This window comes from Sulfuritortus calidifontis (assembly GCF_003967275.1).
GTDB classification, from domain to species: Bacteria; Pseudomonadota; Gammaproteobacteria; order Burkholderiales; family Thiobacillaceae; genus Sulfuritortus; species Sulfuritortus calidifontis.
This window is the reverse complement of the sequence record NZ_AP018721.1, coordinates 2,340,325-2,362,383: the sequence shown is the minus strand read 5'-3', so window position 1 is coordinate 2,362,383 and position 22,059 is coordinate 2,340,325. Positions and strand designations below refer to the sequence as shown.

The 22,059-nt window shown below is 66.8% G+C and carries 26 protein-coding genes and 1 tRNA gene; 4 read left to right on the top strand and 23 right to left on the bottom strand.

Features of this window, described 5'->3' with window-relative positions:
• Positions 1-38: 38 nt before the first annotated feature.
• The 18 genes from EL388_RS11975 to EL388_RS11890 all read right to left on the bottom strand — a co-directional run bounded on the left by EL388_RS11975 (position 39) and on the right by EL388_RS11890 (position 14,370).
• Positions 39-1,304 carry a site-specific DNA-methyltransferase gene (locus tag EL388_RS11975; protein WP_126463629.1) on the bottom strand — a complete coding sequence of 422 codons (1,266 nt, stop codon included), beginning with the start codon at positions 1,302-1,304 and terminating at the stop codon, positions 39-41.
• Entirely contained in the window at positions 1,301-2,728 is a 1,428-nt protein-coding gene (locus tag EL388_RS11970) for a DNA modification methylase (RefSeq protein ID WP_476755996.1), read from the bottom strand. The genes EL388_RS11975 and EL388_RS11970 overlap by 4 nt, the downstream gene beginning before the upstream one ends.
• A complete protein-coding gene (locus tag EL388_RS11965) occupies positions 2,710-3,228 on the bottom strand; it encodes an HNH endonuclease (protein ID WP_054284880.1) in 519 nt (172 codons plus the stop codon). Before EL388_RS11965 ends, EL388_RS11970 begins: the two co-directional genes overlap by 19 nt.
• Before the next feature lie 426 nt (positions 3,229-3,654).
• Entirely contained in the window at positions 3,655-4,041 is a 387-nt protein-coding gene (locus EL388_RS11960; RefSeq protein ID WP_126463626.1) for a DUF6362 family protein, read from the bottom strand.
• Positions 4,034-4,243, bottom strand: a complete 210-nt coding sequence (locus EL388_RS11955; protein ID WP_024892267.1) for a hypothetical protein — start codon at positions 4,241-4,243, stop codon at positions 4,034-4,036. The genes EL388_RS11960 and EL388_RS11955 overlap by 8 nt, the downstream gene beginning before the upstream one ends.
• 1 nt (position 4,244) lies before the next feature.
• Entirely contained in the window at positions 4,245-4,721 is a 477-nt protein-coding gene (locus EL388_RS11950; RefSeq protein ID WP_126463625.1) for a crossover junction endodeoxyribonuclease RuvC, read from the bottom strand.
• Between the two features lie 142 nt (positions 4,722-4,863).
• On the bottom strand, positions 4,864-7,146 hold the full coding sequence (locus EL388_RS11945; protein ID WP_126463624.1) for a phage/plasmid primase, P4 family: 2,283 nt from the start codon (positions 7,144-7,146) through the stop codon (positions 4,864-4,866).
• On the bottom strand, positions 7,130-7,384 hold the full coding sequence (locus EL388_RS11940) for a helix-turn-helix domain-containing protein (RefSeq protein WP_126463623.1): 255 nt from the start codon (positions 7,382-7,384) through the stop codon (positions 7,130-7,132). Before EL388_RS11940 ends, EL388_RS11945 begins: the two co-directional genes overlap by 17 nt.
• Positions 7,381-8,127 carry a hypothetical protein gene (locus EL388_RS11935; RefSeq protein WP_126463622.1) on the bottom strand — a complete coding sequence of 249 codons (747 nt, stop codon included), beginning with the start codon at positions 8,125-8,127 and terminating at the stop codon, positions 7,381-7,383. Before EL388_RS11935 ends, EL388_RS11940 begins: the two co-directional genes overlap by 4 nt.
• Positions 8,124-8,639, bottom strand: a complete 516-nt coding sequence (locus EL388_RS11930; protein WP_126463621.1) for a DUF6511 domain-containing protein — start codon at positions 8,637-8,639, stop codon at positions 8,124-8,126. Before EL388_RS11930 ends, EL388_RS11935 begins: the two co-directional genes overlap by 4 nt.
• 11 nt (positions 8,640-8,650) lie before the next feature.
• The gene (locus EL388_RS11925) at positions 8,651-9,280 is read right to left on the bottom strand and encodes a hypothetical protein (RefSeq protein ID WP_126463620.1); all 630 of its coding nucleotides are present in this window, start codon (positions 9,278-9,280) and stop codon (positions 8,651-8,653) included.
• A gap of 6 nt (positions 9,281-9,286) precedes the next feature.
• Positions 9,287-10,141, bottom strand: a complete 855-nt coding sequence (locus EL388_RS11920) for an ATP-binding protein (RefSeq protein WP_054284889.1) — start codon at positions 10,139-10,141, stop codon at positions 9,287-9,289.
• A 10-nt stretch (positions 10,142-10,151) separates the two neighbouring features.
• Positions 10,152-10,757: a hypothetical protein gene (locus EL388_RS11915; protein WP_083460479.1), complete on the bottom strand. Its 606-nt coding sequence runs from the start codon at positions 10,755-10,757 to the stop codon at positions 10,152-10,154.
• Between the two features lie 292 nt (positions 10,758-11,049).
• The gene (locus tag EL388_RS11910; protein ID WP_126463619.1) at positions 11,050-11,529 is read right to left on the bottom strand and encodes a hypothetical protein; all 480 of its coding nucleotides are present in this window, start codon (positions 11,527-11,529) and stop codon (positions 11,050-11,052) included.
• Positions 11,530-11,540: 11 nt separating this feature from the next.
• Positions 11,541-11,804 (bottom strand): helix-turn-helix transcriptional regulator, encoded by a 264-nt coding sequence (locus EL388_RS11905; protein WP_126463618.1) that lies wholly within the window; start codon positions 11,802-11,804, stop codon positions 11,541-11,543.
• A gap of 174 nt (positions 11,805-11,978) precedes the next feature.
• Positions 11,979-12,473, bottom strand: a complete 495-nt coding sequence (locus tag EL388_RS11900; RefSeq protein WP_126463617.1) for a hypothetical protein — start codon at positions 12,471-12,473, stop codon at positions 11,979-11,981.
• Complete coding sequence (locus EL388_RS11895; RefSeq protein ID WP_232019129.1) at positions 12,470-13,846, bottom strand: recombinase family protein; 1,377 nt, start codon at positions 13,844-13,846, stop codon at positions 12,470-12,472. The genes EL388_RS11900 and EL388_RS11895 overlap by 4 nt, the downstream gene beginning before the upstream one ends.
• A gap of 50 nt (positions 13,847-13,896) precedes the next feature.
• Positions 13,897-14,370 (bottom strand): DUF2924 domain-containing protein, encoded by a 474-nt coding sequence (locus EL388_RS11890; RefSeq protein WP_126463615.1) that lies wholly within the window; start codon positions 14,368-14,370, stop codon positions 13,897-13,899.
• 11 nt (positions 14,371-14,381) lie between these two features.
• On the opposite strand from EL388_RS11890, the gene EL388_RS13980 reads away from it, so the two are divergent.
• On the top strand, positions 14,382-14,618 hold the full coding sequence (locus EL388_RS13980) for a hypothetical protein (RefSeq protein WP_165919214.1): 237 nt from the start codon (positions 14,382-14,384) through the stop codon (positions 14,616-14,618).
• A 117-nt stretch (positions 14,619-14,735) separates the two neighbouring features.
• On the opposite strand, the gene EL388_RS11880 is transcribed toward EL388_RS13980, so the two are convergent.
• From EL388_RS11880 to EL388_RS11870, 3 genes are read right to left on the bottom strand one after another with little or no spacing between them, the layout of a single operon-like run.
• Positions 14,736-16,142 (bottom strand): hypothetical protein, encoded by a 1,407-nt coding sequence (locus EL388_RS11880; protein WP_126463613.1) that lies wholly within the window; start codon positions 16,140-16,142, stop codon positions 14,736-14,738.
• 34 nt (positions 16,143-16,176) lie between these two features.
• Positions 16,177-17,079 (bottom strand): ImmA/IrrE family metallo-endopeptidase, encoded by a 903-nt coding sequence (locus tag EL388_RS11875; protein WP_126463612.1) that lies wholly within the window; start codon positions 17,077-17,079, stop codon positions 16,177-16,179.
• Positions 17,076-17,423: a helix-turn-helix domain-containing protein gene (locus EL388_RS11870; protein ID WP_115044230.1), complete on the bottom strand. Its 348-nt coding sequence runs from the start codon at positions 17,421-17,423 to the stop codon at positions 17,076-17,078. Before EL388_RS11870 ends, EL388_RS11875 begins: the two co-directional genes overlap by 4 nt.
• A gap of 245 nt (positions 17,424-17,668) precedes the next feature.
• Between EL388_RS11870 and EL388_RS11865 the strand changes: the two genes are divergently transcribed.
• Both EL388_RS11865 and EL388_RS11860 read left to right on the top strand, forming a co-directional pair.
• Complete coding sequence (locus tag EL388_RS11865; RefSeq protein ID WP_019559507.1) at positions 17,669-18,904, top strand: hypothetical protein; 1,236 nt, start codon at positions 17,669-17,671, stop codon at positions 18,902-18,904.
• A 1-nt stretch (position 18,905) separates the two neighbouring features.
• Entirely contained in the window at positions 18,906-19,871 is a 966-nt protein-coding gene (locus EL388_RS11860; protein ID WP_019559508.1) for a hypothetical protein, read from the top strand.
• A gap of 264 nt (positions 19,872-20,135) precedes the next feature.
• Here the strand turns inward: EL388_RS11860 and EL388_RS11855 are convergent.
• Both EL388_RS11855 and lgt read right to left on the bottom strand, forming a co-directional pair.
• Positions 20,136-20,211 (bottom strand) — tRNA-Ala (locus EL388_RS11855).
• Positions 20,212-20,258: 47 nt separating this feature from the next.
• On the bottom strand, positions 20,259-21,044 hold the full coding sequence (lgt, locus tag EL388_RS11850; protein ID WP_126464105.1) for a prolipoprotein diacylglyceryl transferase: 786 nt from the start codon (positions 21,042-21,044) through the stop codon (positions 20,259-20,261).
• 172 nt (positions 21,045-21,216) lie between these two features.
• On the opposite strand from lgt, the gene EL388_RS11845 reads away from it, so the two are divergent.
• The gene (locus EL388_RS11845; protein ID WP_126463611.1) at positions 21,217-22,059 is read left to right on the top strand and encodes a phosphate/phosphite/phosphonate ABC transporter substrate-binding protein; all 843 of its coding nucleotides are present in this window, start codon (positions 21,217-21,219) and stop codon (positions 22,057-22,059) included.

Sequence of the window (22,059 nt, the reverse complement as noted above, 5' to 3'; positions counted from 1 at the left end):
ATCCCGCGCGGGCTGCCCTATCTGACCGGGTTCGTGATTCACTGCGCGATCGCCGACGAGTCGCTCGCCGCCTGATCGAAGGCCAGGCCATCCGCCTCGCGGGTGGCTTGCCGCCCCGTCCAGTCCTGCCAGCGCCGCACGATCACGTCCGCATACTTCGGATCGAGCTCGATCAGCCGCGCCTGCCGCCCTGACTTCTCGGCGGCGATGAGTGTCGTGCCCGAGCCACCGAACGGGTCCAGGACCACGTTGCCCGGGCGGCTCGAATTGCGAATCGCGCGCTCGACCAGTTCCACCGGCTTCATGGTCGGGTGCAGATCGTTCTTCGCTGGCTTCTTGATCTGCCAGACGTCGCCCTGGTCGCGGTCGCCGCACCAGTGGCGCGTCGCGCCTTCGGGCCAGCCGTAGAGGATCGGCTCGTACTGGCGCTGGTAGTCCGAGCGGCCCAGCGTGAAGGTGTTCTTGGCCCAGATGATGAAGGTCGACCAGTGCCCGCCGGCGGCGCGGAAGGCCGCTTGCAGCGTGTCCAGTTCGCTGGAGGACATGGCGACGTAGATCGCGCCTCGGGTGTGCGCCATGATCAGCGCCAGCGCATCAAAGAGGAAATCGTAGAAGCCTTCACCCAGCGCATCGTTGAGGATGGGGCGGTGTTTGCCGCGCAGCTTGTCCTTCGCGCTGTTGGCGTAGTTCACGTTGTAGGGCGGATCGGTGAAGACCATGTCCGCCCGTTCGCCGTCCGGAAACAGGCGCGCGTAGGCCTCGGCGGTGGTCGCGTCGCCGCACACCAGCCGGTGCGGCCCGAGTCGCCAGACGTCGCCCGGCCGGGAGACGGGTTCCTCGGGCACGTCGGGCGCGGCGTCGTCTTCCGTGCGGCCCTCGATCTGGGGTTCCTCATCGGCCAGCAGTTCTGCCAGTGCATCGGCGTCGAATCCGGTGAGATCGAGATCGAAGCCATCGTCCTGCAGCGCCTCCAGTTCGATGCGCAGCAGGGCATCGTCCCAGGTCGCCAGCTCCGCGAGCCGATTGTCGGCGAGCACCAAGGCGCGGCGCTGGGTCGGTGTGAGGTGGTCGAGCACCACCACCGGCACGGTGGCCAGGCCCAGTTTGCGCGCGGCGGCAAGCCGCCCGTGGCCCGCCACCAGCACGCCGTCGGCGCCGGTGAGAATGGGATTGACGAAGCCGAACTCGGCAATCGATGCGGCGATTCTCGCGATCTGCTCCTCCGAGTGCTGGCGGGCATTGCGCACGTAGGGCAGCAGCTTGTCGATCGGCCAGTGCTCGATGCGCTCGGCGAGCCAGTTCACTCTGCCGCCTCCGCCGTCTCGCCCAGCCGCTCGGCGGCGACTTCGGCGAAGGGCTGGCCGGTGGTCGAGAGCACAGGTTCCATGCCCGGGTGGTGCTGCAGCCAGCGGCGCAGCGCGACGTCCACGTACTCTGGAGCGAGTTCGATGGCGCGTACCGGGCGGCCGGTGAGTTGGCCGGCCAGCAGCGTGGTGCCCGAGCCCGCGAACGGCTCGAAGACGATCTCGCCCGCGTCGGTGTAGGCCTCGATGAAGAACTTCGGCAGGCCCAGCGGGAACACCGCCGGATGGTCGATACCCTCACCGATGCGGCCGCGCTGGCGCGTCACCTCGATGACCGAGTCCGGGATGCGGAAGTCCTGCGTCGGCAGCCCCGCGTGGCACCAGGCGCCGACCGTGCCGTCCTTGCCGCGCATCGCGGTGGACGATCCGTCGGCGCGCAGGTGCGTCTCGTGCCCGGCCCACTTGCAGGGCACGATCTTGTTCGGCTTGCGCGAGCGTCGGTTGAAGTGGAAGACGAACTCGTGGCGGGGCGCCAGCCGCCCGGCCCAGTCGCCGGGCACGGTCACCGACTGGTCCCACACGTACCAGCCAAAGCGCCGCCAGCCTTGAGTGCGCATCCATGCGATCCAGCCGTCCCAGTACGGCTGCCACTCGTTGTCGCGATGCACGAGCCCGAGGTTGACCAGGATTTGCGTGTCCTCGCGCAACGCGCCGCGAGCAGCGCCAAACACGCCTTGCATCAGCGCGTCCCAGTCCGCGATGCCGCCGGTGGTGTAGTCGCGCTGATTGGCATACGGCGGGCTGGTGAAGAGCAGGTGCGCCCGCTCGCCCTCGAGGAGGCGCGCGACGGCGACCGCGTCGCGGCTGTCGGCGCAGAGCAGCCGATGTTTGCCCAGCAGCCACAAGTCGCCGGGGCGCGTGACCGCCACCGCGGGCGGTGTGACGTCGTCCTCGTCCGCATTCGAGGACTCACTGCCCGCAGCCGCTTCATCTTCGGTGGCAGGGTCTTCAGTGATGCCGGCCAGCAGTTCCTCGATCTCTTCGCTGGAGAATCCGGTCAGACCCAAGTCGTAACCCGCCTCCGACAACTCGGCCAGTTCCAGCGAAAGCAGTTCCTCGTCCCATTGCGCCCAACTGACGGACCGGTTGGCGATCAGCCGAAAGGCCTTGATCTGAACATCGGAGAGTTCATCGGACAGAACTACCGGGACGGTCTTGAGGCCGAGCTTGCGCGCCGCCTTGAGCCGCAAATGCCCGTCCACCACTTCACCTGTGCTGCGGGCCACGACAGGAATCCGGAATCCAAACTCTACGATGGCCGCAGCCATCCGGTCGACCGCGTGATCGTTCTTGCGCGGGTTGCGCGCGTAGTCGATCAATCGCTCTATCGGCCAATGCTGCAGGTTTAGCTCAGATGCAACCAAGTCTCACCTCGGACAATGTGATGGATGACGTGGCGAGAAACGTCAAACTCGCGCGCCAAACGGATTTGCTCGCCACGCCTTCCCGAGTAGCGGCGGCGAATCTCTCGCACCGCACTGTCGGTGAGCGTGGTACGCGGGTGCCGTTGCCCTCGAAATACTGGAACATGGGCTGTGCCATGCACGAAGCTGTCGGCCACGTTCTGCGCATGCGTGGCCCAGCGCAAGTTGGTGATCGCGTTGTTGTGGCGATTGCCGTCGGAATGTGCGACTTCGTGCAGCGGGCTCGGCGGCGGGCCAAGAAAAGTCAGCGCAACCAAGCGATGGATGCCGGTCTTGAGTCCCTTCGCGCCAAGTTGTACGTACCAGTAGCCATATCCCGCCAGCCACGGCTTGAGTACATGACCGGTTCGCGTGTTGCGAACGGCGCCGAGACTGCAGACCTCGTAGCGGGTGTCGCCTGGAAACGGACGCCACTCGCCCCCTGTCGCCACGTCTGTCATCAGCGGTGATCGGCAGAGGTCTGTTCGTCGCATAAAAGGCCAGCGGCCCGGACGGGTGAAAGGAGGAAAGCCCCGTCACGGGCCGCGAGGGTCGCTGCTGCGTTGAAATGAGAAAACCCGCCGACGTTCAGACCGTGGGCGGGTTGTGTAATGCGTACTGAATGGTGGCGGGGTGCAAACCGCAAACCCTGCAAACCTCGGTTTGCAGTTTGACGCTAGGGCGATGCCGCGCTCGCGCCCCCCGCATCGCGCTTGGGCCAGGAAGGACCCATCGCTGCGCGGGCGGCTTCGTCGGGCGTCACCGCTGTCCAGAAGTTAGCCGAAATCCTACCCCCGAAACGGCGGATCTGTTGCAGGGGCCAAAGCCGCATTTCGCCGCCGATGCACGCGGATGCACGACCCCACCCGCCAAATCACGCCAAAACACTACGCCGTCAAGGCGACGCCGTTGAGGTGATCGGCCACCAAATGCAACGCCCGCTGCCACCGCCGCCAGGCCGTGGTGCGGTCGCAGCCAAAGCGCGCGCAGACGTCGCGCCAGCGGTGGCGCTCGGCGCGCATCCACACGAGGTGCCGTTCCTCTTCCTCCAGCCACTGCACCCAGCGCATGGCTTCGAGCATGCGCTCGATGGCCTCGGGACTGGGCGGGAAGCGCCGGATCGGGGCCTCGGCGCCAAGCGTCTCCCACGGCATGCGCCGAATCGCCGGCCAGGTGTTGAAGTAGCCCTGCACGCGCACGGACGGCAAGCGGTGGGCGGTGATGGCCGCCTCCCGGAAGCGTTCGTCCACACGCTCGACGGTCCACTCAGCCATGGCGCGCCTCCCGTGCACCGTAGAGCCGCTCGCCGATTCGGCGGATCAGCTCGCGCTCCACCCAGTCGAGCCGGTCGTCGTCGAGGCAGACGACGAGCAGGCGTTGCTCGCGCCAGCCGCGGCGCTTGACGGCCTCCACGTCCATCGGCTCGGGCTGCAGGCGCCCCAGCGGGCAGCGGTAGCGAGGAGTCGGGATGTCCATCTCACGCCTCCTGCGCCGCGTCGTGGAGCGGGAGGGCCCAGAGCAACAGCGCCAAGGCGTCGGCTTCGTTGTCGTCGGCGGGCTGATAGCCGCGCGCACGCATGACCACCATCATCTCGTCCTTGCTCGCATTGCCCTTGCCGGTGACGTGCTTCTTGATCGTGCCCACCGGCACGCCCTGGTAGGGGACGCCGTGGTGCTCGCACCAGGCCGTGAGCGTAGCGAGGAAGCCGCCGTAGGCGTGTGCGGCGTCGGTCGAGACGTGGCGGCGCACTTCCTCGAAGACCAGCGTGTCGATCCCTTCGGCGTGGGCCTTCAGTTCGGTGAGCCAGCGCTTGAAGCGCAGGAAACGCATGCCGCCGCCTTCGAAGCGCTGCGGCTTGAAGGATTGGCTGCCGCTGGTGATGCGGCCGGTGCGGTCGCGCAGCGCCCAGCCGGTGGTGGTGCCCAGGTCCAGGGCCAGGATCGTGGTGTGCATGGTGTCAGTCCTCGTTCGGTGGGGACTGACGCATCCGACGCACGATATCGATTACTCCCGTGAGGCGCGCGCACGCGCACGCGCGTAGAGACTTACGATGTACAGCGTCAGATGCGTCAGTCCGGCAGGGGGTCATGGGTGTTCAGTCGTCGGCATAGGGGGTGTAGGCGGGCTGCGTCGGGTGCTTGAGGCCCACGCCACGAAAGCCCCGGATGCCGGCGGCGTTGCGCCATTTCTCGACGCCGCGGGTGATCAAGAGGTCGGAGAAGCGGCGCTGCGAGCCGACGAACTCGCCAGCGGCCTCCGCCCACTGCTTCCAGTCGCTGAACAGTTCGGCCGTCAGCGACTTGGCATTGGCCTCGCGCACGCAGCGCTCGTCGAGCCAGCGGCCCAGCGCGTCCTCGGCTTCGAAGTACTCTTCGGTGGCGGCCACCACCTGCGGCGGCGGATCGAGCCGGCCCAGGCGCTGCCAGGCCAGGCAGCCCTCCAGCGCCCAGGCCAGGATCCCGTCGCGCTCGGCGAGCAACTTGTGCTGCAGGTGTTTGTCCCGCCGCTCGGGCGGCACGGTGATCGTGAAGGGGATCAGGTGCAGCCGGCGCTTCATGGCCTCGTCGATGTTGCGGATGGCGGGCTTGTGGTTGCCGGCGACGAAGAGCTTGAACTGCGGCCAGAACTCGAAGAAGTCTTGCCGCATGAACCGCGCCGAGATCTTGTCGCCGCCCGTGAGGCTCTTGACCTTGGACTCGGCCCAGCGCCGCCCTTGCTCGGTTTCGATCGCCGCTACGAAGCGCGCGCCGCGCAACCCCGCCATGTCGGTCGGATGGCGGTCGGTACGCGTCTCCATGAAGGTGTCCATTGGCGCGTTGGCGGCGTAGTCGCCCAGGATCGTGGCCAGGGTGTTGACGAACACCGATTTGCCGTTGGCGCCGGTGCCGTAGAGGAAGAACAGCGCGTGCTCCTGGGTGGAGCCGGTGAGCGCATAGCCCGCCATGCGCTGCAGATAGGCTTGCAGTGCCGCATCGCCGCCGGTCACTTCGGCGATGAACTGCCGCCAGGTCGGGCAGTCGCCGCCGGGCGTGGCGGTCGTGATCTTGGTCATGCGGTCGGCGCGGTCGTGCGCGCGCATGCGGCCCGTTCGGAGGTCGACCACACCGCCTGGGGTGTTGAGCAGCCAGGGATCGGCGTCCCACTCGGCGGTGGTCGCGGCATGACGTCGGTCTGCGCGAGCCAGGCGTTCGACGCCGCCGACGGTGCCGGAGGTGGCCAGCTTGGCCGCCAGCTTGGGGTTGTCGGCCTGGAGGGCCGCGTGTCGGCAGACACCGCGGATCAAGTCGGTGGCCGCCAGCGTCTCCTCGTTGCGCCAGCGCCGACCGTCCCACACCAACCAGCGGCCCCAGGCCGCCACGTAGCGCCAGTCGCGGTGGTAGCGCCGGGTGAAGGCCAGCGCCAGGGCATCTTCGGTGCCCCACACCGATTCATCCGCGCCGATCACCGGCTCGCCGGGGTCCGCAATGTCATGCACCTGCACACGCGGACCGTGGGCGAGGAAGGCCGCGACGTCGAAGCCCTCCATCACGGCGTCCGCCGCGTCCCAGCCGTCCGCCGCTTCCTCGGGCGGGTACAGGATGTGGCAGGTCTTCGCGCCCGCCGACAGAATCGCCTGGGCCGCCTGCACGGCGTACTCCCAGCCCGGCTTGTCGCGGTCAGGCCAGATCAGTACGGTCTTACCCTTCAGCGGCGACCAGTCGGTCTTGTCCACGGGCGCATTCGCCCCGTGCATCGCGGTGGTGGCGCACACGCCGGCGTCGATCAAGGCCTGGGCGCATTTCTCGCCCTCGACCAGCACGACCTGGGCGGCGTCCTGGATCCCCGGCTGGTTGTACAGCGGCCGCGGCTCGGGCGGGGCCATCTTGCGCCGTTTGGCGTCCCAGGGCCGGAACTCCTTCTTGCGCCCGGGCGGGTCGTAGCGGTAGACGACGGCGATGAGCTGCCCTTGTGCGTCGAGGTAGTCCCACTTGGCGGTGGCCGGGCCGAGGTCGTCGATCGAGGCCTTCTTGGCCGCCTTGCGCGGCGGTGCCGTGGGCGCTCGGCCGACGAGGTCCTCGGCCAGGTCGAGGACGCGGGCGAAGTCGCCGTGCACGTCCACGCCGTAGTGGCCGCCGATCAGGTGGAACACATCGCCACCATCGCCGGTGGCGCGGTCGGTCCACAGTCCCGCCTTGTCGCCGTCGAGCACGACTTCCAGGCTGTCGCCGGGGCTGCCCAGCACGTCGCCGATGAGGAACTTGCCTCGCCGCTTCTTTCCAGCGGGAAACAGGGTGAACAGCACCGACTCCAGCCTCGCGAGCAGCGCGGCGCGCACGGCCTCGCGGCGTTCGGACGCCGGGATCTCGGGCGCGGGTGCGGTGTCATTGAAGTCCAGCATCCGACTCCTCCTCGTGCCCTGCGTCGGCCGTGAGCAGGGCTTGACGTTCCTCCATCCACGCCATCAGTTCGGAGAGCTTGAAACGCAGCAGCTTGCCCACCCGGTAGTGCGGCAGGCGCAGACGCCGGCGCTCCTTCGCGTGCGTGAGCCAGTAGAGCGGCAGATTCAGCGTCAGCGCCGCCTCGCGTGCGTCGATCAGGCGCTCCCCGAGCACCGGGTGCAGTGGTGTCTCGTTCATGCCGCAGCCCTCCAACACCGGTCCTGCCAAGGGCACATCCGGCATTCGACGTGAGTGGGATCGGCAAACGCCCGCGGCAGCAACTCGCCCGCCTCGAGCGCGGTGATCACCTTCACCGCCCGGTCGGACATGCGCTGCGCAAGCCCTGCATCGAAGGGCACCCGCTCGGCGTAGAGCTCCATCGTGTCGGCGTTCACCGCGGTGAACAGCGCCGGGTGTTCGTGCAGGCCCAGATAAGCCTGGTAGACGGCCACCTGCGCGGCGTAGATCGGCTTGGCCACGGCCAGGCGGTGCTTCTCGAGCTCGCGCCAGGACTTCGCGCTCAAGCACTTGTTCTCCCACAGCGCCGGATAGCCAAAGCCCGGGCCGAGATCCGGCCCGGCGACGAGGACGCCATCGACATGCCCCTGCAAGCGGCCGTCCAGCGCCGAGAAACCGAAGGGCTCGCCCGCGTCGTCGCGCGTGCGCAGGTCGAAGCCTGCGGCGCGCAGCCAGGTAGCCATGCAGTCCTCGATCACATGGCCGCGCTCGAACACGCGCAGCAGACGGCCGTCGGTCTCGCGGCCCGGATCGACCGGCGCATCCGCGAACTCGTACTGCAACGCGCGCTCGCACGCGGCCCCCAGGCGTGAGGCGCCGAGGTAGGTGCGGCGCGGCTGCGCTGCGCGAGCTTGCTGCATGGCCGCGTCGATCCGCGCCGTGAGCTGACCCGAGAAGCTCCTGGAGGCGTTGAAGTCCATCATCGCCGCGCCTCCTTCTGTGCCGCGTTTGAAGTCGCCTTTGAGGCCGACTCCGGCTCCTCCCACGGCAGGTCGTCTTCCAGGTCCGCGAAGGGGTCGGACACGGGGTCTTTGAGTCCCCGCACCGGTGGGTACTTGCTCGCCTCGTGGTGCGCGACCATCGCCTCGGTGTAGCCGGTGACGATGGCGTCGATGACCTGCAGCGCCTCGGCCTCGGAATACGCCCCGAGTGGCTTCTCGAAGCCGATCTCGCTGGCCGCCTCACCAAAGGCCTTGAGGCACTTTCGCATCGCGGCCAGTTCGACATCAGACGGATCGATCATCGCGACCTCCCCGAGGGGTGGACGTCCGTCCCGCACCCGCAGCCACTGGCCGTAGAGCGCGTGAAACGCCTGCTGGCAGCGCCGCGAGCAAAACACCCAGTCCATCGGATAACGCCGGGCGTCGCCCACCGGATGCCGAAGGTCCGCGTGGCCGTAGCCGCGCGCCTGTCGTTTGCAGACCCAGCACTTCACCGGCCCTCCTCTCACTGCGCCCAGGCCGGCTTGCCCGGCACGGCGGTGCGTTGCGGGGCGGCAGGCGCGGGCATCGCATGGGGCGGAACCACCGCCGCTGGCGCGCCGGAGGAGCCGCTGCCCGGGGTCTTGGGCGGCACGCCCATCAGCCGGGCGTAGTCCGGGTGGTCGGGCTCGACGGCGCTCTTGACGACGTTCTTCAGTTCCCCGCGGCCGTCCTTCTCGACGTCGATGCGGGCGAGGAACTCGATGCCGTCGAGCTCGTGGAAGCCCTGGATGCGCCGCGCGGCGGCGGCCTGCGGGCCGTTGTCCTGGGGATGGACGTTGCGGGCGCTGTTGAGGATCGCGCGCACGAAGCTGCGGCCCATCTGGCCCCAGGCCGGGCCCTTCGGGGAATGCAGGCCGATGTTGCTCCAAAGCTTGCGCCGGGCGTACTCGCCTTCCAGCACCACGAACTCGCAGGCCAGATACACCGCGCCGGTCTCAAAGCTCTGCGTGGCCCAGCCGCCCGTCCAGCCCTGCGCCGGGTCGTCGTAGCCCCCGGGCTTGATCGTCATGCGCACGCGGGCGAGCGTGCCCTTGGGGATGAGGTCGAAGCTTTGCTGTTGTTCGGCGTCGTTGAAGTCGTTCCAAGCGGTCATGGCGGATCACTCCTTGAATGCGTTGAGGTCGGTTGAATGCGACAAAGCGCTGGCGTGTGCTGCGGCAGTGCGGCCGAGGCACTTGGCAATGAGCTTTCCGAGGTGGGGTTCTTCGATGGGGGCAAGCCGTCCCGAGCGGTCCTTGCTCGGGAAGCCCCAGGGGTTGTCCGCGCCGGTGACGAACGCGCGGTATGGCGTGCCGTCGTCGGCCTTCAAGATGGCCAGCGTGATGACTTCATCGAGCACACCAGGCAGCTCGGCCGAGGTCTTGGCGCCTTCGAGCTGCAGCTGGTAGATGCGGCGGTTGAAATCGTCCAGCTTCTCTTCCAGGATGCAGACGTAGATGACGTGCTTGTCCCTCACGTGCTGCAGGTGCGTGAGGGCGCCGATCATCTCGGTGCCGAGCAAGCCATAAGCGCCCCGGGTGTCGGGCTTGCCGGTCTTCTCGGAGAATGCGGCCGGCTGGGTCTTGCACCAGGCCAGGCACATCCGCGAGAGCACGGTCAAGGAATCGACGAAGTAGGTGTCGTACTTGGCCAGCTGCGCCGGGTCGCCGTACTTCTGGCAGACGTGATCAAAGTGGGCCTGCGAGAAGGCCTGCTCGGGTGTGGCGCTCGGGCTGGGTCCTGCCAGGAACACCACCAGGTCCTTGAACTCCGGCCAGGTGCGCGGGCGCAGGGTGTCACCGCCCCAGTCGAGGATGGACAGATCGCCGGCCTCGGTGTCCACCAGTAAGGTGCGTTCGGCATCGAGCGTGCGGATCTGGGAGGTCTTGCCCACCCCGGGCGCACCGACGAGGGCGACCTTGGCGCAGCGTTTTTCGACGAGTCTTTCGTTGGCCGTCACGATAGGCAATGGCATGGCCGACTCCTCATTCGAACGAGACGACCGTGAAGCGGCCGAAGGTGGGACGGAAGTCACCCACGCCGATGAGTCGGCCTGCCATGTCCAGGCTGTCCTTGATCCAGGCACGGTCGAGGTATTCGGGCAGCACCACCATCAGATCGAACTCGGCGCGCCAACCCGCACGCATGGCAGGCCGCACCCGATTGACGCCCGCGCGTTGCACCACCACGCGGCGGCGGTCTTCGTAATCCCAGCGGTCGGTCCCCAGGCTGGCCAGGTGGGTGAGCGAAACCACGCCGGCCTTGGTGATGTCCTGCGCCGATTTGCGTGGACTCCTGGGGTCCTGCTTGAACTTGGCCGCACCGATCAGCGCCTGTCGCAGATACTCCCCGGGCAGGCACAACTGGCCCTGGTTGTCGCGATAGACGTAGCTCTCGATGTCGTCGGTTTTTTTGGCGGCGCTGTTCTTGGTGGCCTTGGCCTTGGCGTCGACGGCCTCGCAGTTCCAGCGGTGGAACAACAAGTCCGCCACGCCTTCGATGACGACACGGACGCTGTACGGCGCCCCCGTCAGGACCGCCGACTCGGCACCGTTGCCGAGCGCATCCTCGTTTCTCAAAAGGGTTTTCATCGTCGAATCTCCAGAAATCGAAAGTTCCTTGCCACATCGGGCCCAGCCTTGCCTAGCCACGCCAAGCCAGTCCGAACCGAGCCCAGTCACAGTTCGCTTGGGCCTTGCCGCGGCTTGCCCCGCCATGCCATGCCACAGCGCGCCGAGCACAACCCGGCCATTGGCTTGCCAAGATCAAGGACGTCACGAGGATGAAGGGGCGTCATCACGCCACCTCCTTCAGCCGCTCGGCGACACGGGGCGGAATCGAATTCCGGCCCTTCTCTTTCACTTTCAGTTCGGTGGGCATGGTTCAGTCCTCCGAGGTCAAGGTCAGCCGAAACGTCGGCTTGCCGGGCTTGACGGTGCGCGCCGGCTCGAACTGCGCGCGCAGCGCCGCGGGCCAGTGGTTGAAGCGGGACTCGGACACCGAGTACTCGACATCGAGGTAGTCCTCGACGCGCTCGCCGGCGGCGGCGATGCGGCCGGCAATGGCGGCCAGTTGCGCCTGGTCCCAGGCCACGCGTTTCGGGACATCGACGGTCACGCGCAGTGCGCCGTCGGTGAGATGCACGACGCCGAAGTCCTTGCCGGCCTCGAGGCGTGCAGCACGGGCCTGCTCGCCGTAGGCGGCCTCCAGCGCCGCATCGAACTTCGCGCGGGCCTGCTTGAGCCAGGCGAGCGCTTCGTCGAGGTTGCGGCTGATCTGCGCCTTCTGGGCGGGCGGCAGCGCGGCCAGCTGGCCGACGGACATCGCGGCGATGTCGGCGGGGTAGAGGGTCAAATCGCTCATCGCATCCCCCTTCAGCGCGCCGCGCGCTCGGAGGTCGAGTCGTGCAGGGCGCCACGCTCGAACTCGATGACCGACTCCAGGGGGTAGCTGACGCGCTTGGACAGCTTCAGGTAGCGCGGGCCGCGCCCTTCGCTGCGCCAGCGCTGCAGGGTCTTGGGGCTCAGGCCCCAGCGCTGCGCGAGCTCGTTTTCGTTGAGGACCCGGCGATCGCCGGGATTGAGGGCCTCGATCGCCGGAACGGGCGATCGGGCGACGGGGTAGGCCGTTGTCGGCATGCAAGCCTCCTATGACGCGGTTGAGGAATCGGTGGCGTCATTTCAGGCGTGCGATGGCGAACCTTGGAGGGACCGAATGGCGAACCGGTGAGGAACTTCGGGTTCGCCAATCGACCGGGCGATCAAAAAGAACGGCGGGCACGAGGCCCGCCGTGGCAGGGAAGGCGTACCGCGTCAATCCGTGAGCGTCTGCACCACAAAGCCCAGCGCGCGGCGCTGCTCGTTCCAGTCGCGCGGCAGCAGCTCGTGCCGCCCCCGCAGGGTCTGCAGGTTCAACGGCCGCGGCTGACGGCCTTCGAGGATGGCCTCGACGATGTCGGGCGCCAGCATGGTGAGACGCAGCACCTCTGCCACCCAGCCGGGCTCCAGCTTCAACGCCCTCGCAAGATCGGTGGCCGTGGGGTAGCGCCCCTCGTCAAGCAGACGCTTCCAGTAAAAGGCCTTGCCCAAGGTCTTGATCATCGGAACATCGAGCCCGCCCGAGGCGCGCGAGGCCTCTGCGGGGGTGGGCGGGATCAGCAGCTTGCGGTTCTGACGGCGCTTGATCTTGAGCGGCACCAGGGTCACGCGTTGCTGACCACTCACGTAGCTGCGGGCATCGGCCCCGACCTCGATGCGGACGGTGAGGAGGCGCGGGTTGCCAGCGCCTGTGTTGCGCTGGGCGGTCATGCACAGGCCTCCTCGGGCTCGGCGCGAGCCTCCTCGACGAGAGGATGTGCCGCGATGTCCGGGCCGAGCCCGATCCATCCGTCCTCGCGCCACAGGATGTCGATGCCGTGCTCGTGCATCTGCACGCGCTCGATCAGCAGCCTCGTGAGACGCTGCTGTTCGGACGGGAACAACTGCTCCCACACAGCCCCGATGCGGCGCATCGCGACGACCACCTGTGCTTCGTCGAGCGCGGCTCCCGCCGGGTGTCGCTGACACGCACGCCAGGTGCCGATCAGCACCTCCGGCGCCGAGAGCGCCGCGTGGATCTGCGCCAGCACCGCGTTCTCGATCTCGGCCGCGGGCAGGTGCCCGACATCGACCGCATCGGACGACAGCGTCGCACCGGCGTTACGGCGCTTGTGCAGGTAGGGCACGTAGTAGCGATACATGCGCCCGTTCTTCTTCTTGACGAAGGTGTGCAACATGCGCTGGCCATCGGGCGCGAACAGCAGCCCCGCGAGCAGCGCCGGGTGTTGGGCCCGGTGTTCACGCGGCGCCTGCTTGCGGCGCGCGATGAACGCGTGCACGGCGTCCCACAGGTCTTGCGGCACGATCGCTTCGTGTTGGCCGGGATACCACGTGCCGTGGTTGCGGATCTCACCCAGGTAGATGCGGTTGCGCAGCAGCGCGAAGATGTATTGCTGGTCGATGGGTCGGCCCGTGCGCTGGCGCCCGCCTTGGGTCACCCAGGCCTTGGTGGTGTGCCCCTCGACCGCCATCTCCCGCACCAGCCGTGCAGCCGAGCCATGCTCGGCGTAGCGCCGGAAGATGTCACGCACGAGAGCGGCCTCGCGCTCGTTGACGACGAGCTTGCGATCGACGACGTCATAGCCCAGCGGCGGCATGCCGCCCATCCACATGCCCTTGGCCTTGGAGGCGGCGATCTTGTCGCGGATGCGCTCGCCGGTGACCTCGCGCTCGAATTGGGCGAAGGACAGCAGGATGTTGAGCGTGAGCCGCCCCATCGAGGTGGTGGTGTTGAACTGCTGCGTGACCGCCACGAAAGAGACGCCGTTGCGGTCGAACACCTCCACCAGCTTGGCGAAATCGGCCAGGCTGCGTGTGAGGCGGTCGATCTTGTAGACGACCACGATGTCGATCCTGCCGGCCTCGATGTCGGCCAGCAGCCGCTCGAGCGCCGGGCGGTCGAGGTTGCCGCCGGAGTAGCCGCCGTCGTCATAGCCGTCTTCGACGGCGATCCAGCCCTCGTGGCGTTGGCTGGCGATGAAGGCCAGCCCCGCGTCGCGTTGGGCCTCCAGGCTGTTGTACTCCTGGTCCAGTCCCTCGTCGGTGGACTTGCGCGTGTAGACCGCGCAGCGTCGTTTCGGCATCACTGGATGTGGGGCCTGGATGGACGAGGTGGGCACGGGCCGTGGCGATCTCATGCCATCTCCTTCTGGCCATCCTTGGCCTTCAAGCCGAAGAACGCGGGTCCCGACCACGGCGTGCCGGTGATGTGGCGGGCAATCGCCGTCAGGCTCTTGAACCGCTGCCCCTGATACTCGAAGTCATTGGGCCCGCGCACCAGCACCCGGTGCTCGACGTCGTCGAAGAACCGCGTGAGCACGGTGCCCGGTAGCAGCCGACTCGCGTCGCGGCGCAGTTGGCGCGGCAGGATGCCCGTCTCACCGATCTCCTCGAGCTTGCGGCGGGTCGCGGGCTTCAATCCGCCGAAGGCGCGCTCCTGGATTCGGTAGGCGAGCCGGCTTTCCAGCCAGGTGCGGTGGTGATGCTTCGGGCGCTCATCGAAATACTCGTCCCACAACGCCCAGAGGTCCTCCATGGACAAATCGGGTAGCTGGGCGATACGGGCGGCGACGGTGGCCGGGTCTGCAGGGCGTGCGTGTGTCGTCATCAGCGAACTCCTTGGTGGTCATCGGGGTTCGCATTCACGCGCTCCTGGCCGACGAAGCCAAGGTCAACTTCGTCTCTGGTGCCCAGGGCAGGAACTGCGCCGCGGGCGCGCAGCCGAAGAACGGCGCAGGCCAGCAGGTCGACGATCTCTTGGTGCGCGTGCCGAGGCCGGTCAGCCCCGCGGGACGGGAAGAAGGGTTCGTGTTCGAGCATGGCAGGCGTTTCGATGGAAAACGCCGCTCATGCTAGAAATCGAAGGCACTTCGCGTAACGGGTTTGGGCGGGGGTGGGCGGTCTTGCGCTGATTGGTGCGTCGAATCTGACAACACCTATTGAATGGGGACTATGCAACTGCGATTGTGGACGTCAGAACAACAGCCTGGCTATGTCGCTGGCTGCATTCAGTCCACCACGCCAATCGCTGCCACTCTTGGGCAGCGTATAGGTGTATCTGTCGTCGCCCTGGAAGACGACTTTGAAGTGCTTTCCGTCTTCCGAGATGGAGAAACCCATGTCCTCCAACTCGCGTCTCATTTTCGCGTCGATGGTGCTCATTCCCCGGAGCAGTTTCTTCAGTTTCTCTCGACGACCTTCGAGGGGGTTGTCGTCAAGTCTGTTCGTTTCGAGGAGTGCCGTCAGCACATGCTGACGGCGACTGTCCTGCGGGACCCGCATGGCGGCGTCTTCGATCACCTCGAGGAGTATGCTGAGGACCTCGTTCGGATACAGATCTCGCTCCCGACCAAGCCTGAGCAGGCCACCACTCGCGGTCCCTGCACGCGCCTCATGCACCCGGAGTTCGTTGCGTAGGCGTTGGATCTCCCTTTCGGCATCTTCGAGGCGCTGGTTCTTGGCCTCGATCTCTTGGTCGAATGTCTTGACGTAATCGTCGATCTCCTTGGAACCCGAGGCCTTGAGCGACTGGATGGCCTGTCGGGACGCGGTCTCGCGGACGTAGGCCCAAGTGCACCGGGCGATCGGACGTCGATTCAGTAACGCAGCCCGGACTTCGTCTTTGATGGCGCGCGCCAGATGACCCGGTGTCGAATAATCGCCGCCCAGGAAGAAGACTCGACGCCCGCCACCCTCTGGCCAGTAAATGCCGATCGTGCCGCCATAGACGTTCTCAGAATCGACTTCGAGTTGCAGGCGCACGGAAAACGACCTGTTGGGCTCGACAACGACATGGGCCATGCCGGACAGTTCTGCAGCGAGACGATCGACGTCGAGGATGTAGCCGCCTTGAAACCGTGCACTGACGTAGACGATAGGCAGTCTGCAGCCCGCATCGCCGCGAATCAGCTTGGCGGCAAGCTCGATGTCGGTGTTGGTGAGAAAGTGCGCTTTATTGCTAATCGACAGAGGTCCATCTGCTGCTCCGCCAAGGGATTCCAGCACGGTCCTCACCACGACAGGCTTCTTCGCCGACGGCAGCCGAGCCGCGGCGTGCTGAGACTCGCATTCGACGCGGATGCCCACCCACGCGTCGGACGACGTTCTCGAAAACACAACCGTCGTCAGCCACTCCAGATCATCGTCGTGCCTGCTGTAGCGGATGCCTGCGAGATCGACGTCGGGAGAGCTTGCGACGAGTGACTGAACTTTCTCGTTGCCGTTCTCGACATGCACCTCCTCTTTCTGTGGCAGTTCCCGAAGCATTTCGGCAGACAAGCCAGTATGCGGAGAACCAGATATCCAGGTCATCATCGCCCGGAGGAAGTCCGATGTGGTTCGTTCTGAGGCGACGGGAAATTCGGTGGCAAATGAAAGCATGGTGGTCCCTCCAGAGCGATGGCTACACGGCGGACTATCGCCAATTCACGGCGTCAGGAGTATCGTCATCCTGCCACGCCCGATCCCAAGCGCGTGGCTCAGCGCTTTCCAACAGCAGCAGCGTGAGGACGCGATCCTTCGCGCCGTAGCTGTGCTTGAACTCACGCAGCTTCATGTAGGGTGCCTCCTCCGGACACCAGATCGCAGCAGACATCTCGATGCCGTCCCAGGCCTGCACGACGCTCGCGTCGGCGGCGAGCGTGCCGGGTAACGGCTCTTGCGGATCGCCGGTGCGTCGGATGCGCGCCCGCGTCTTGACCGCGCTGCTGCTGCGCCATTCGTACTTCACGTAGCCGTTGTCCCAGTAGATCAGGATGGCGCGCTGCGAGGTGAACTTGATGAAGCGGATGCACAGCGCCTCGAACGAAACCTCAAAGCGCTGGGCGATGGCGCTCAAGACGTGCAGATCGATGCGCTGGTCCGAGATCCACTCGCGCAGCCGATCGCCGGGCATCAGCAAGTTGCTGGCGAAGTCGTCGGCCTCGCGCTCGATCAGGCGCATCGTCTCGTGGCCAGAGTGGACGCTGTCCTTGTCGCAGTGGAAACGCTGCTGCCGGTCGCGGTGCAGGACGAAGTGCCCGAGCTCGTGCGCGATGGTGAAGCGCTGGCGCTCGCGGCTGACCGTGCCGTTGTAGGCGATGCCCCAGACCTCAGGATCACTCGGGTCCCGCGCCAGCAAGCCCTCGAAGGCCTCGTCGTCGAACTGCACCGGGGGACGGATTTCGCGCACGCCCGCCCCGAAGGGCGTACTCGGCAGCATCTGCCGCACCAGGTCGAGATCGACGGCCTCGGGCACGTCCGCGCCATACCAAGCCCGCAACCAGTGGTGGACTTTGTTGGCGGCGATCGCGCCGTTGAGGGCCGGGGGCGTGTTCACCTTTTGCTTTCCGGCAGATCCTTGTCCGGGAAGATGATCTTCAGCGCTTGGCGCACCCGGTCCTTCTCAGCTTCGGTCATGCCGGCGTACGCCCGGAAGAAGGCCACATCCTCGGGGCTGGCCTCGGGGACCTGGGGCATGGGCTCACCCATGATGTCCTCCATCGTGACGCCCAACACCCTGGCCAGCGCCTGCACGCGCTCGGCCGAGGGGCGTTGGCCCTCCTTCATCTCCAGTTCCCAGATGTAAGCCTTGGTGCAGCCGACCGCGTCGGCCACCTGCTGCAGGGTCAATTTCTTCGCCTCGCGGAATCGCCGCAGGCGAGATCCAAACGCGGAAGCCATGGCGATGCCCCGTCTCGAATCACGGGAAGTGTTGGAATGCGATCCGACAGTATAGCCCTGTGATACCAAACGCCGCTAGATGTGCCATGCAGTTTGACAAGCGGATCAGGCCGGGACACAATCGCGCTGTATCACGCTGCTTTACTTTGGCGTGACACAAGTTCAGTCAGCCGTCGCCGGCCCGCGTGCCCGAAGCCTCGGTCAGCAGACCTCCGACGTCACCTCAAGGAAAGGACCGAGACGCGATGAAGAAGACCTATGTCGACGTGCTGCAGGCGCTGCCGCCGGATGAGACGCTGCACCAGTTTCTCGCCAGCCATGGGCTGGCGGTGCCGCCAGCGCTCGATGCACAGCCGCACGAGCCGCCGAACCGGGCCGTGATTGAAGCCATCATGACGTGGGGCGACACCTCGGCGCGCGACCGGCTGACGGCCGAGCTGGTGGCCAGCGTCGCGCTGGGTGATGCCGCGGGCGGCCAGGCGATGTTCGAGGCGGCGCTGTCCGATCCCGCCGTGGTGACGGGCCTGGCGTTGTGCCAGAGCGACCTGCATCGCTCGTTCTGGCTGTACGTGCGGCACCGGGCGCTGTTCGAACGCGCCAGCGATCTCGATTTCTGGGCGCACCACAGCGCCCAGGCGCAGCAATACGACTTGGGAGTGCGGCGCCCTGCGATCCCGACGGACGCCGCACTGGCCGGTCTGCGTCGAGCGATCTCGGCCTACTACCAGCGCGAGCGCCAGTGCGGCGAGGGCTGTGTGGCCTATCTCGTGCCCAGGAGCCCCGGCATCCACCTGCTGACGGTGCACGTCAAAGACCTGGCCGAGCTGCGCCTGGAGTTCGAGGGCGTGGTGTTGAAGCAGCGCGTGGGCAACCCGAACATCCACATGGTGTTGGAGTACGCCGAAGCCACGGGCGTGGTGCGCACCCTGGCGCGCGGCGGTCACAAGGTGCAGCAGATGCTGGTGGAGGCCTTCGCCGAGCATGTGCTCGGGGTGAAGGCCACGCCCGAGCGTATCAAGGCCCCGGCGCTGGACTTGTCGGCGCTGCGCACGGGCTTCGATGTGCCGGAGGTGTTCGAGGACGGCTTCTCGCTGGTGCAGCTGAAGTCGCTCACGCTGCTGAGTCCGGAGGGAGATCTGAAAATCGAGTGCACGGCCATGCAGGCCAGTCAGCACCGCTCGGTGCATGAACTGCTGCGCGATCAACTGCCGGGCCCGCTGGAAGGCCGCTGGGCGGTGCTGGCGGCTCAGATCAACCTGTACTACCCTCCCGAGCCAGGGCGCACCCGGGCGCGCGTGGTGCCCATCGAGGTCACGAGCCGCGGGCGGCTCAACCTGCACCAGTTCGATGCCAAGCTGCAAGCGCAGCTGGAGCGCTACCTGGTACGCATCGGCATCCTGCGCCCCGGCCAGACCTTGAGCGCACAGGAGGCACCCTTCGCCGCGGGCACGGTCAGGGCGACGACTCCCGAGGACGCGTGAGATGTCGGCACACGAGGGCTGGCAGTTCGTCTGCCGGCTGTTCGCCGCGGGCATGCCGGTGCTGCGCGCCACCCTGTCGCCGCGCGAGGTGGCGCTGCTGCCGCACCTGGGCCGCGCGATCCAGGCGGCCGTGACTGATCAATCTTGCGTGCTGTGCCCGCATTGTGCGCTGCATCGGGCGCCGGTGTTCGGCGACGGGCGCGGCGGACGCTTGTGCCGCTGCCCGGACTGCGGGCCGGTGCCGGTCTCGCCGCAGGACGGCGCAGCGCTGCGGTTGAACGAGGACTGGCTGCGCCAGAAGCTGCGCCTGGCCCTTGCGATCGACAGCCGCGACGGCATCGACGACCTTGGTGACGGCGTGTGGCGGCTGGGCGAATCCCGGCGCGCGCCGGTGCTGCTCGCACGCGACATCGTGAGGCTGTGGCAAGAACCAGCGCTGCTGGATCGGGTGCGCGTGACCGGTGGCGACGTTCGGGTGATTACACCCAAACCGCGCGAAACGCGCGGTGCGCCCTTCGGGCCGGGCGTGCAGTGGTGGGCGTTGGAAGATCGCTTCACCCTCTACGGTGGCGGCATCGCGCTCATCGGCCTGCCGGGTGAGCCGCCAGACCCGCAGGCCAGCGATCCAACGACGCCAGTGAAGGGGCCTTTCTCGGCGGATTTCCGCTGGGTCACGCTGCCCGACTGGCCGCACGGCCCGATCCGGCTGACCGAGGCTCAGGCAGCAGTGTTCGAGGCCCTGTGGTCGTTCAAGGGGGAGCCCCGCACCGCCGAACAGGTCATGCGGCGTGCCGGGCTCGACAGCGCCAAGCCCATCGACGTGTTCAAGGTCAAGACGCGCGACAAGGGCAAGCCGGAAGCCGAAGGGCCACTCGTTGCATACCGGGCCCTCGTCCAGGTCGTGCAGGGGCGCCCGGGGCTGTACTCGATGCCCTGTGCTGCAGCATTGAGCCCCGTGCAGGCTTGATGCCTTGCTCATCCAAGCACGATGGACAACCGATGGCAGTGACGCACGTGCAAGTCACTGGGCCACAAGGCCATTTGCGTGCGCTTCCGCAAAGAAGTTGGCGCGGATTTCGAGAGAAAAGAGGGCGAAAGAGAGTCGAACCGGGCGACTTCCGGCCACCCTGCCACTACCGCGTGGCACACGCGGAACGCCGCCAAACCCCGCATGGTGTCGCGGAACCCGCAAATGAAAACGCCCAACCGATGAGGGTTGGGCGTTAGGTATTGGTGGAGCGGAGGAGGATCGAACTCCCGACCTTCGCATTGCGAACGCGACGCTCTCCCAGCTGAGCTACCGCCCCGAAACGAGCGGCGAATATAGCAAAAAAGCGGGGGTCGGCATAGGCGGCTAGCGGCGGCGGGACCAGGCCAAGAGGCCGATGCCGGCGGCAACCATGGGCACGCACAGCCACTGCGCGGTGGACAGGCCGAGCGAGAGCACGCCGAAGATGCCGGGGTCGGGGGTGCGGAAGAATTCGGCGGCAAAGCGCAGCACGCCGTAGCCGATGAGGAAGACGGCCGAGGTGGCGCCGGCCGCGCTCGGCTTGGCGGCATAGAGCCAGAGGATGACGAACAGCAGCAGGCCTTCGCCCATGGCCTGGTAGAGCTGGGAGGGGTGGCGGGCGATGTCGTCGACGTGGGGGAAGACCATGGCCCAGGGCAGCTCGGGGTCGGCCGGCCGGCCCCAGAGCTCGCCGTTGATGAAGTTGCCGATGCGGCCGGCGGCCAGGCCCAGGGGCACCAGGGGGGCGACGAAGTCGGCGACGTTCCAGAAGCCGCGGCCGGTCTTGCGACCGAACCAGGCCAGGGCGACGAGCACGCCGAGAAAACCGCCGTGGAAGCTCATGCCGCCCCGCCATACGGCAATGATCTCGCCGGGGTGCTCCAGGTAGTAGCCGGGCTGGTAGAACAGCACTTCGCCCAGGCGACCGCCGACGACGACGCCGAGGATGCCGTAGAACAGCAGATCGTCCAGATCCTTGGCGCTCCAGGCCAGGTCCGGCCGGCGCCGAATCTGCCAGCGACCGAGCAGGATGAACAGGCCGAAGGCCAGCAGGTACATCAGGCCATACCAGTGGATGGCGACGGGGCCGAGCTGGAGGGCGACGGGGTCGAACTGGGGGTGGATGAGCATGGTCTGCGCGGGGTTTGCGATTGGCAAAAATGAATCAGCCGGCCGATTATAGCCGTCCCCCGCCGGCCGATTCTGGCCAAATGTCTGAACGCCTATCTAGAATGAATTGAACATTGCCTGCCGGGCCGTCCGACCCGGCCAATAAATCGATAACGAAACGGGTGGAGGGGTGATGAAAAAATCGATGTCATGTTTGTTCGCGTTGTGTTTGGCGGTCGCGTCGGCCGCCGCCCGGGCCGAAGAGGCCGAGCCGTTGCGCTTCGGCGTGGTCAACCAGCGCAGCGTAGCCCTGACCGCGGAGGCGTGGAATCCGATTCTGACCTATGTCGGCCACAAGATCGGACGCCGTCTGGTGCTGAAGCTGGGCAAGACGGCGCCGGAAACCACGGCCATGACCGAGCGGGGCGAGCACGACCTGGCCTACAGCAACCACATGTTCAGCCCGGAGCGCGACAAGCTGGGCTACAGGGCCATCCTGCGCATTGCGGGCGAGCCGATCCGGGGGCTGATCGTGGTCCTGGAAGATAGCCCGATTCGCACGCTCAAGCAGCTTCAGGGGCATACGGTGGCGTCGCCTTCCCGGGATGCGCCGATCGCCTATCAGGTGCCGATGGACCACCTGAAGCGGTCGGGCATCGACGTGCGGGTGGCGTTCGCCGGCAACCAGGAGGGGGCGATGGCGCAATTGCAGTTCGGCAAGGCGGCGGCCGCCACGGTCAATCAGAAGATTCTGGACAGCTATGCGGCTCGCGAGGGTTTGCGCTATCGGGTGCTGTGGGCCTCGCCGCCTTATCCGGATATCCCCATCGTGGCTCATCGTTCGTTGCCGCCCAAGCTGGTGGCGGCGATCCGCGAGGCCTTCATCGGCATGGACGAGGACCCGGAAGGCCGCAAGGCGTTGCGGGCCTGTGCCGATGCCCTGAGCCTGCGTCAACCTTGGTCTTTCGTTCAGGCGGATGACAGGGATTACGATGTGTACCGCCGTTTTTACGAGAAGTCCCTGGTAAAGGACTGA

What these genes read in the sequence shown, in the direction of transcription:
- EL388_RS11935 (WP_126463622.1), bottom strand. Translation starts at nt 8,127, where the DNA reads ATGATGGACTTCAACGCCTCCAGGAGCTTCTCGGGTCAGCTCACGGCG.
- lgt (WP_126464105.1), bottom strand. Translation starts at nt 21,044, where the DNA reads ATGCTCATCCACCCCCAGTTCGACCCCGTCGCCCTCCAGCTCGGCCCC.
- EL388_RS11950 (WP_126463625.1), bottom strand. Translation starts at nt 4,721, where the DNA reads ATGCACACCACGATCCTGGCCCTGGACCTGGGCACCACCACCGGCTGG.
- EL388_RS11845 (WP_126463611.1), top strand. Translation starts at nt 21,217, where the DNA reads ATGAAAAAATCGATGTCATGTTTGTTCGCGTTGTGTTTGGCGGTCGCG.
- EL388_RS11940 (WP_126463623.1), bottom strand. Translation starts at nt 7,384, where the DNA reads ATGAACGAGACACCACTGCACCCGGTGCTCGGGGAGCGCCTGATCGAC.
- EL388_RS11895 (WP_232019129.1), bottom strand. Translation starts at nt 13,846, where the DNA reads ATGCCGAAACGACGCTGCGCGGTCTACACGCGCAAGTCCACCGACGAG.
- EL388_RS11890 (WP_126463615.1), bottom strand. Translation starts at nt 14,370, where the DNA reads ATGACGACACACGCACGCCCTGCAGACCCGGCCACCGTCGCCGCCCGT.
- EL388_RS11945 (WP_126463624.1), bottom strand. Translation starts at nt 7,146, where the DNA reads ATGCTGGACTTCAATGACACCGCACCCGCGCCCGAGATCCCGGCGTCC.
- EL388_RS11860 (WP_019559508.1), top strand. Translation starts at nt 18,906, where the DNA reads ATGTCGGCACACGAGGGCTGGCAGTTCGTCTGCCGGCTGTTCGCCGCG.
- EL388_RS11865 (WP_019559507.1), top strand. Translation starts at nt 17,669, where the DNA reads ATGAAGAAGACCTATGTCGACGTGCTGCAGGCGCTGCCGCCGGATGAG.
- EL388_RS11880 (WP_126463613.1), bottom strand. Translation starts at nt 16,142, where the DNA reads ATGCTTTCATTTGCCACCGAATTTCCCGTCGCCTCAGAACGAACCACA.
- EL388_RS11910 (WP_126463619.1), bottom strand. Translation starts at nt 11,529, where the DNA reads ATGAGCGATTTGACCCTCTACCCCGCCGACATCGCCGCGATGTCCGTC.
- EL388_RS11870 (WP_115044230.1), bottom strand. Translation starts at nt 17,423, where the DNA reads ATGGCTTCCGCGTTTGGATCTCGCCTGCGGCGATTCCGCGAGGCGAAG.
- EL388_RS11955 (WP_024892267.1), bottom strand. Translation starts at nt 4,243, where the DNA reads ATGGACATCCCGACTCCTCGCTACCGCTGCCCGCTGGGGCGCCTGCAG.
- EL388_RS11965 (WP_054284880.1), bottom strand. Translation starts at nt 3,228, where the DNA reads ATGACAGACGTGGCGACAGGGGGCGAGTGGCGTCCGTTTCCAGGCGAC.
- EL388_RS11925 (WP_126463620.1), bottom strand. Translation starts at nt 9,280, where the DNA reads ATGACCGCTTGGAACGACTTCAACGACGCCGAACAACAGCAAAGCTTC.
- EL388_RS11905 (WP_126463618.1), bottom strand. Translation starts at nt 11,804, where the DNA reads ATGCCGACAACGGCCTACCCCGTCGCCCGATCGCCCGTTCCGGCGATC.
- EL388_RS11920 (WP_054284889.1), bottom strand. Translation starts at nt 10,141, where the DNA reads ATGCCATTGCCTATCGTGACGGCCAACGAAAGACTCGTCGAAAAACGC.
- EL388_RS11915 (WP_083460479.1), bottom strand. Translation starts at nt 10,757, where the DNA reads ATGAAAACCCTTTTGAGAAACGAGGATGCGCTCGGCAACGGTGCCGAG.
- EL388_RS11900 (WP_126463617.1), bottom strand. Translation starts at nt 12,473, where the DNA reads ATGACCGCCCAGCGCAACACAGGCGCTGGCAACCCGCGCCTCCTCACC.
- EL388_RS11960 (WP_126463626.1), bottom strand. Translation starts at nt 4,041, where the DNA reads ATGGCTGAGTGGACCGTCGAGCGTGTGGACGAACGCTTCCGGGAGGCG.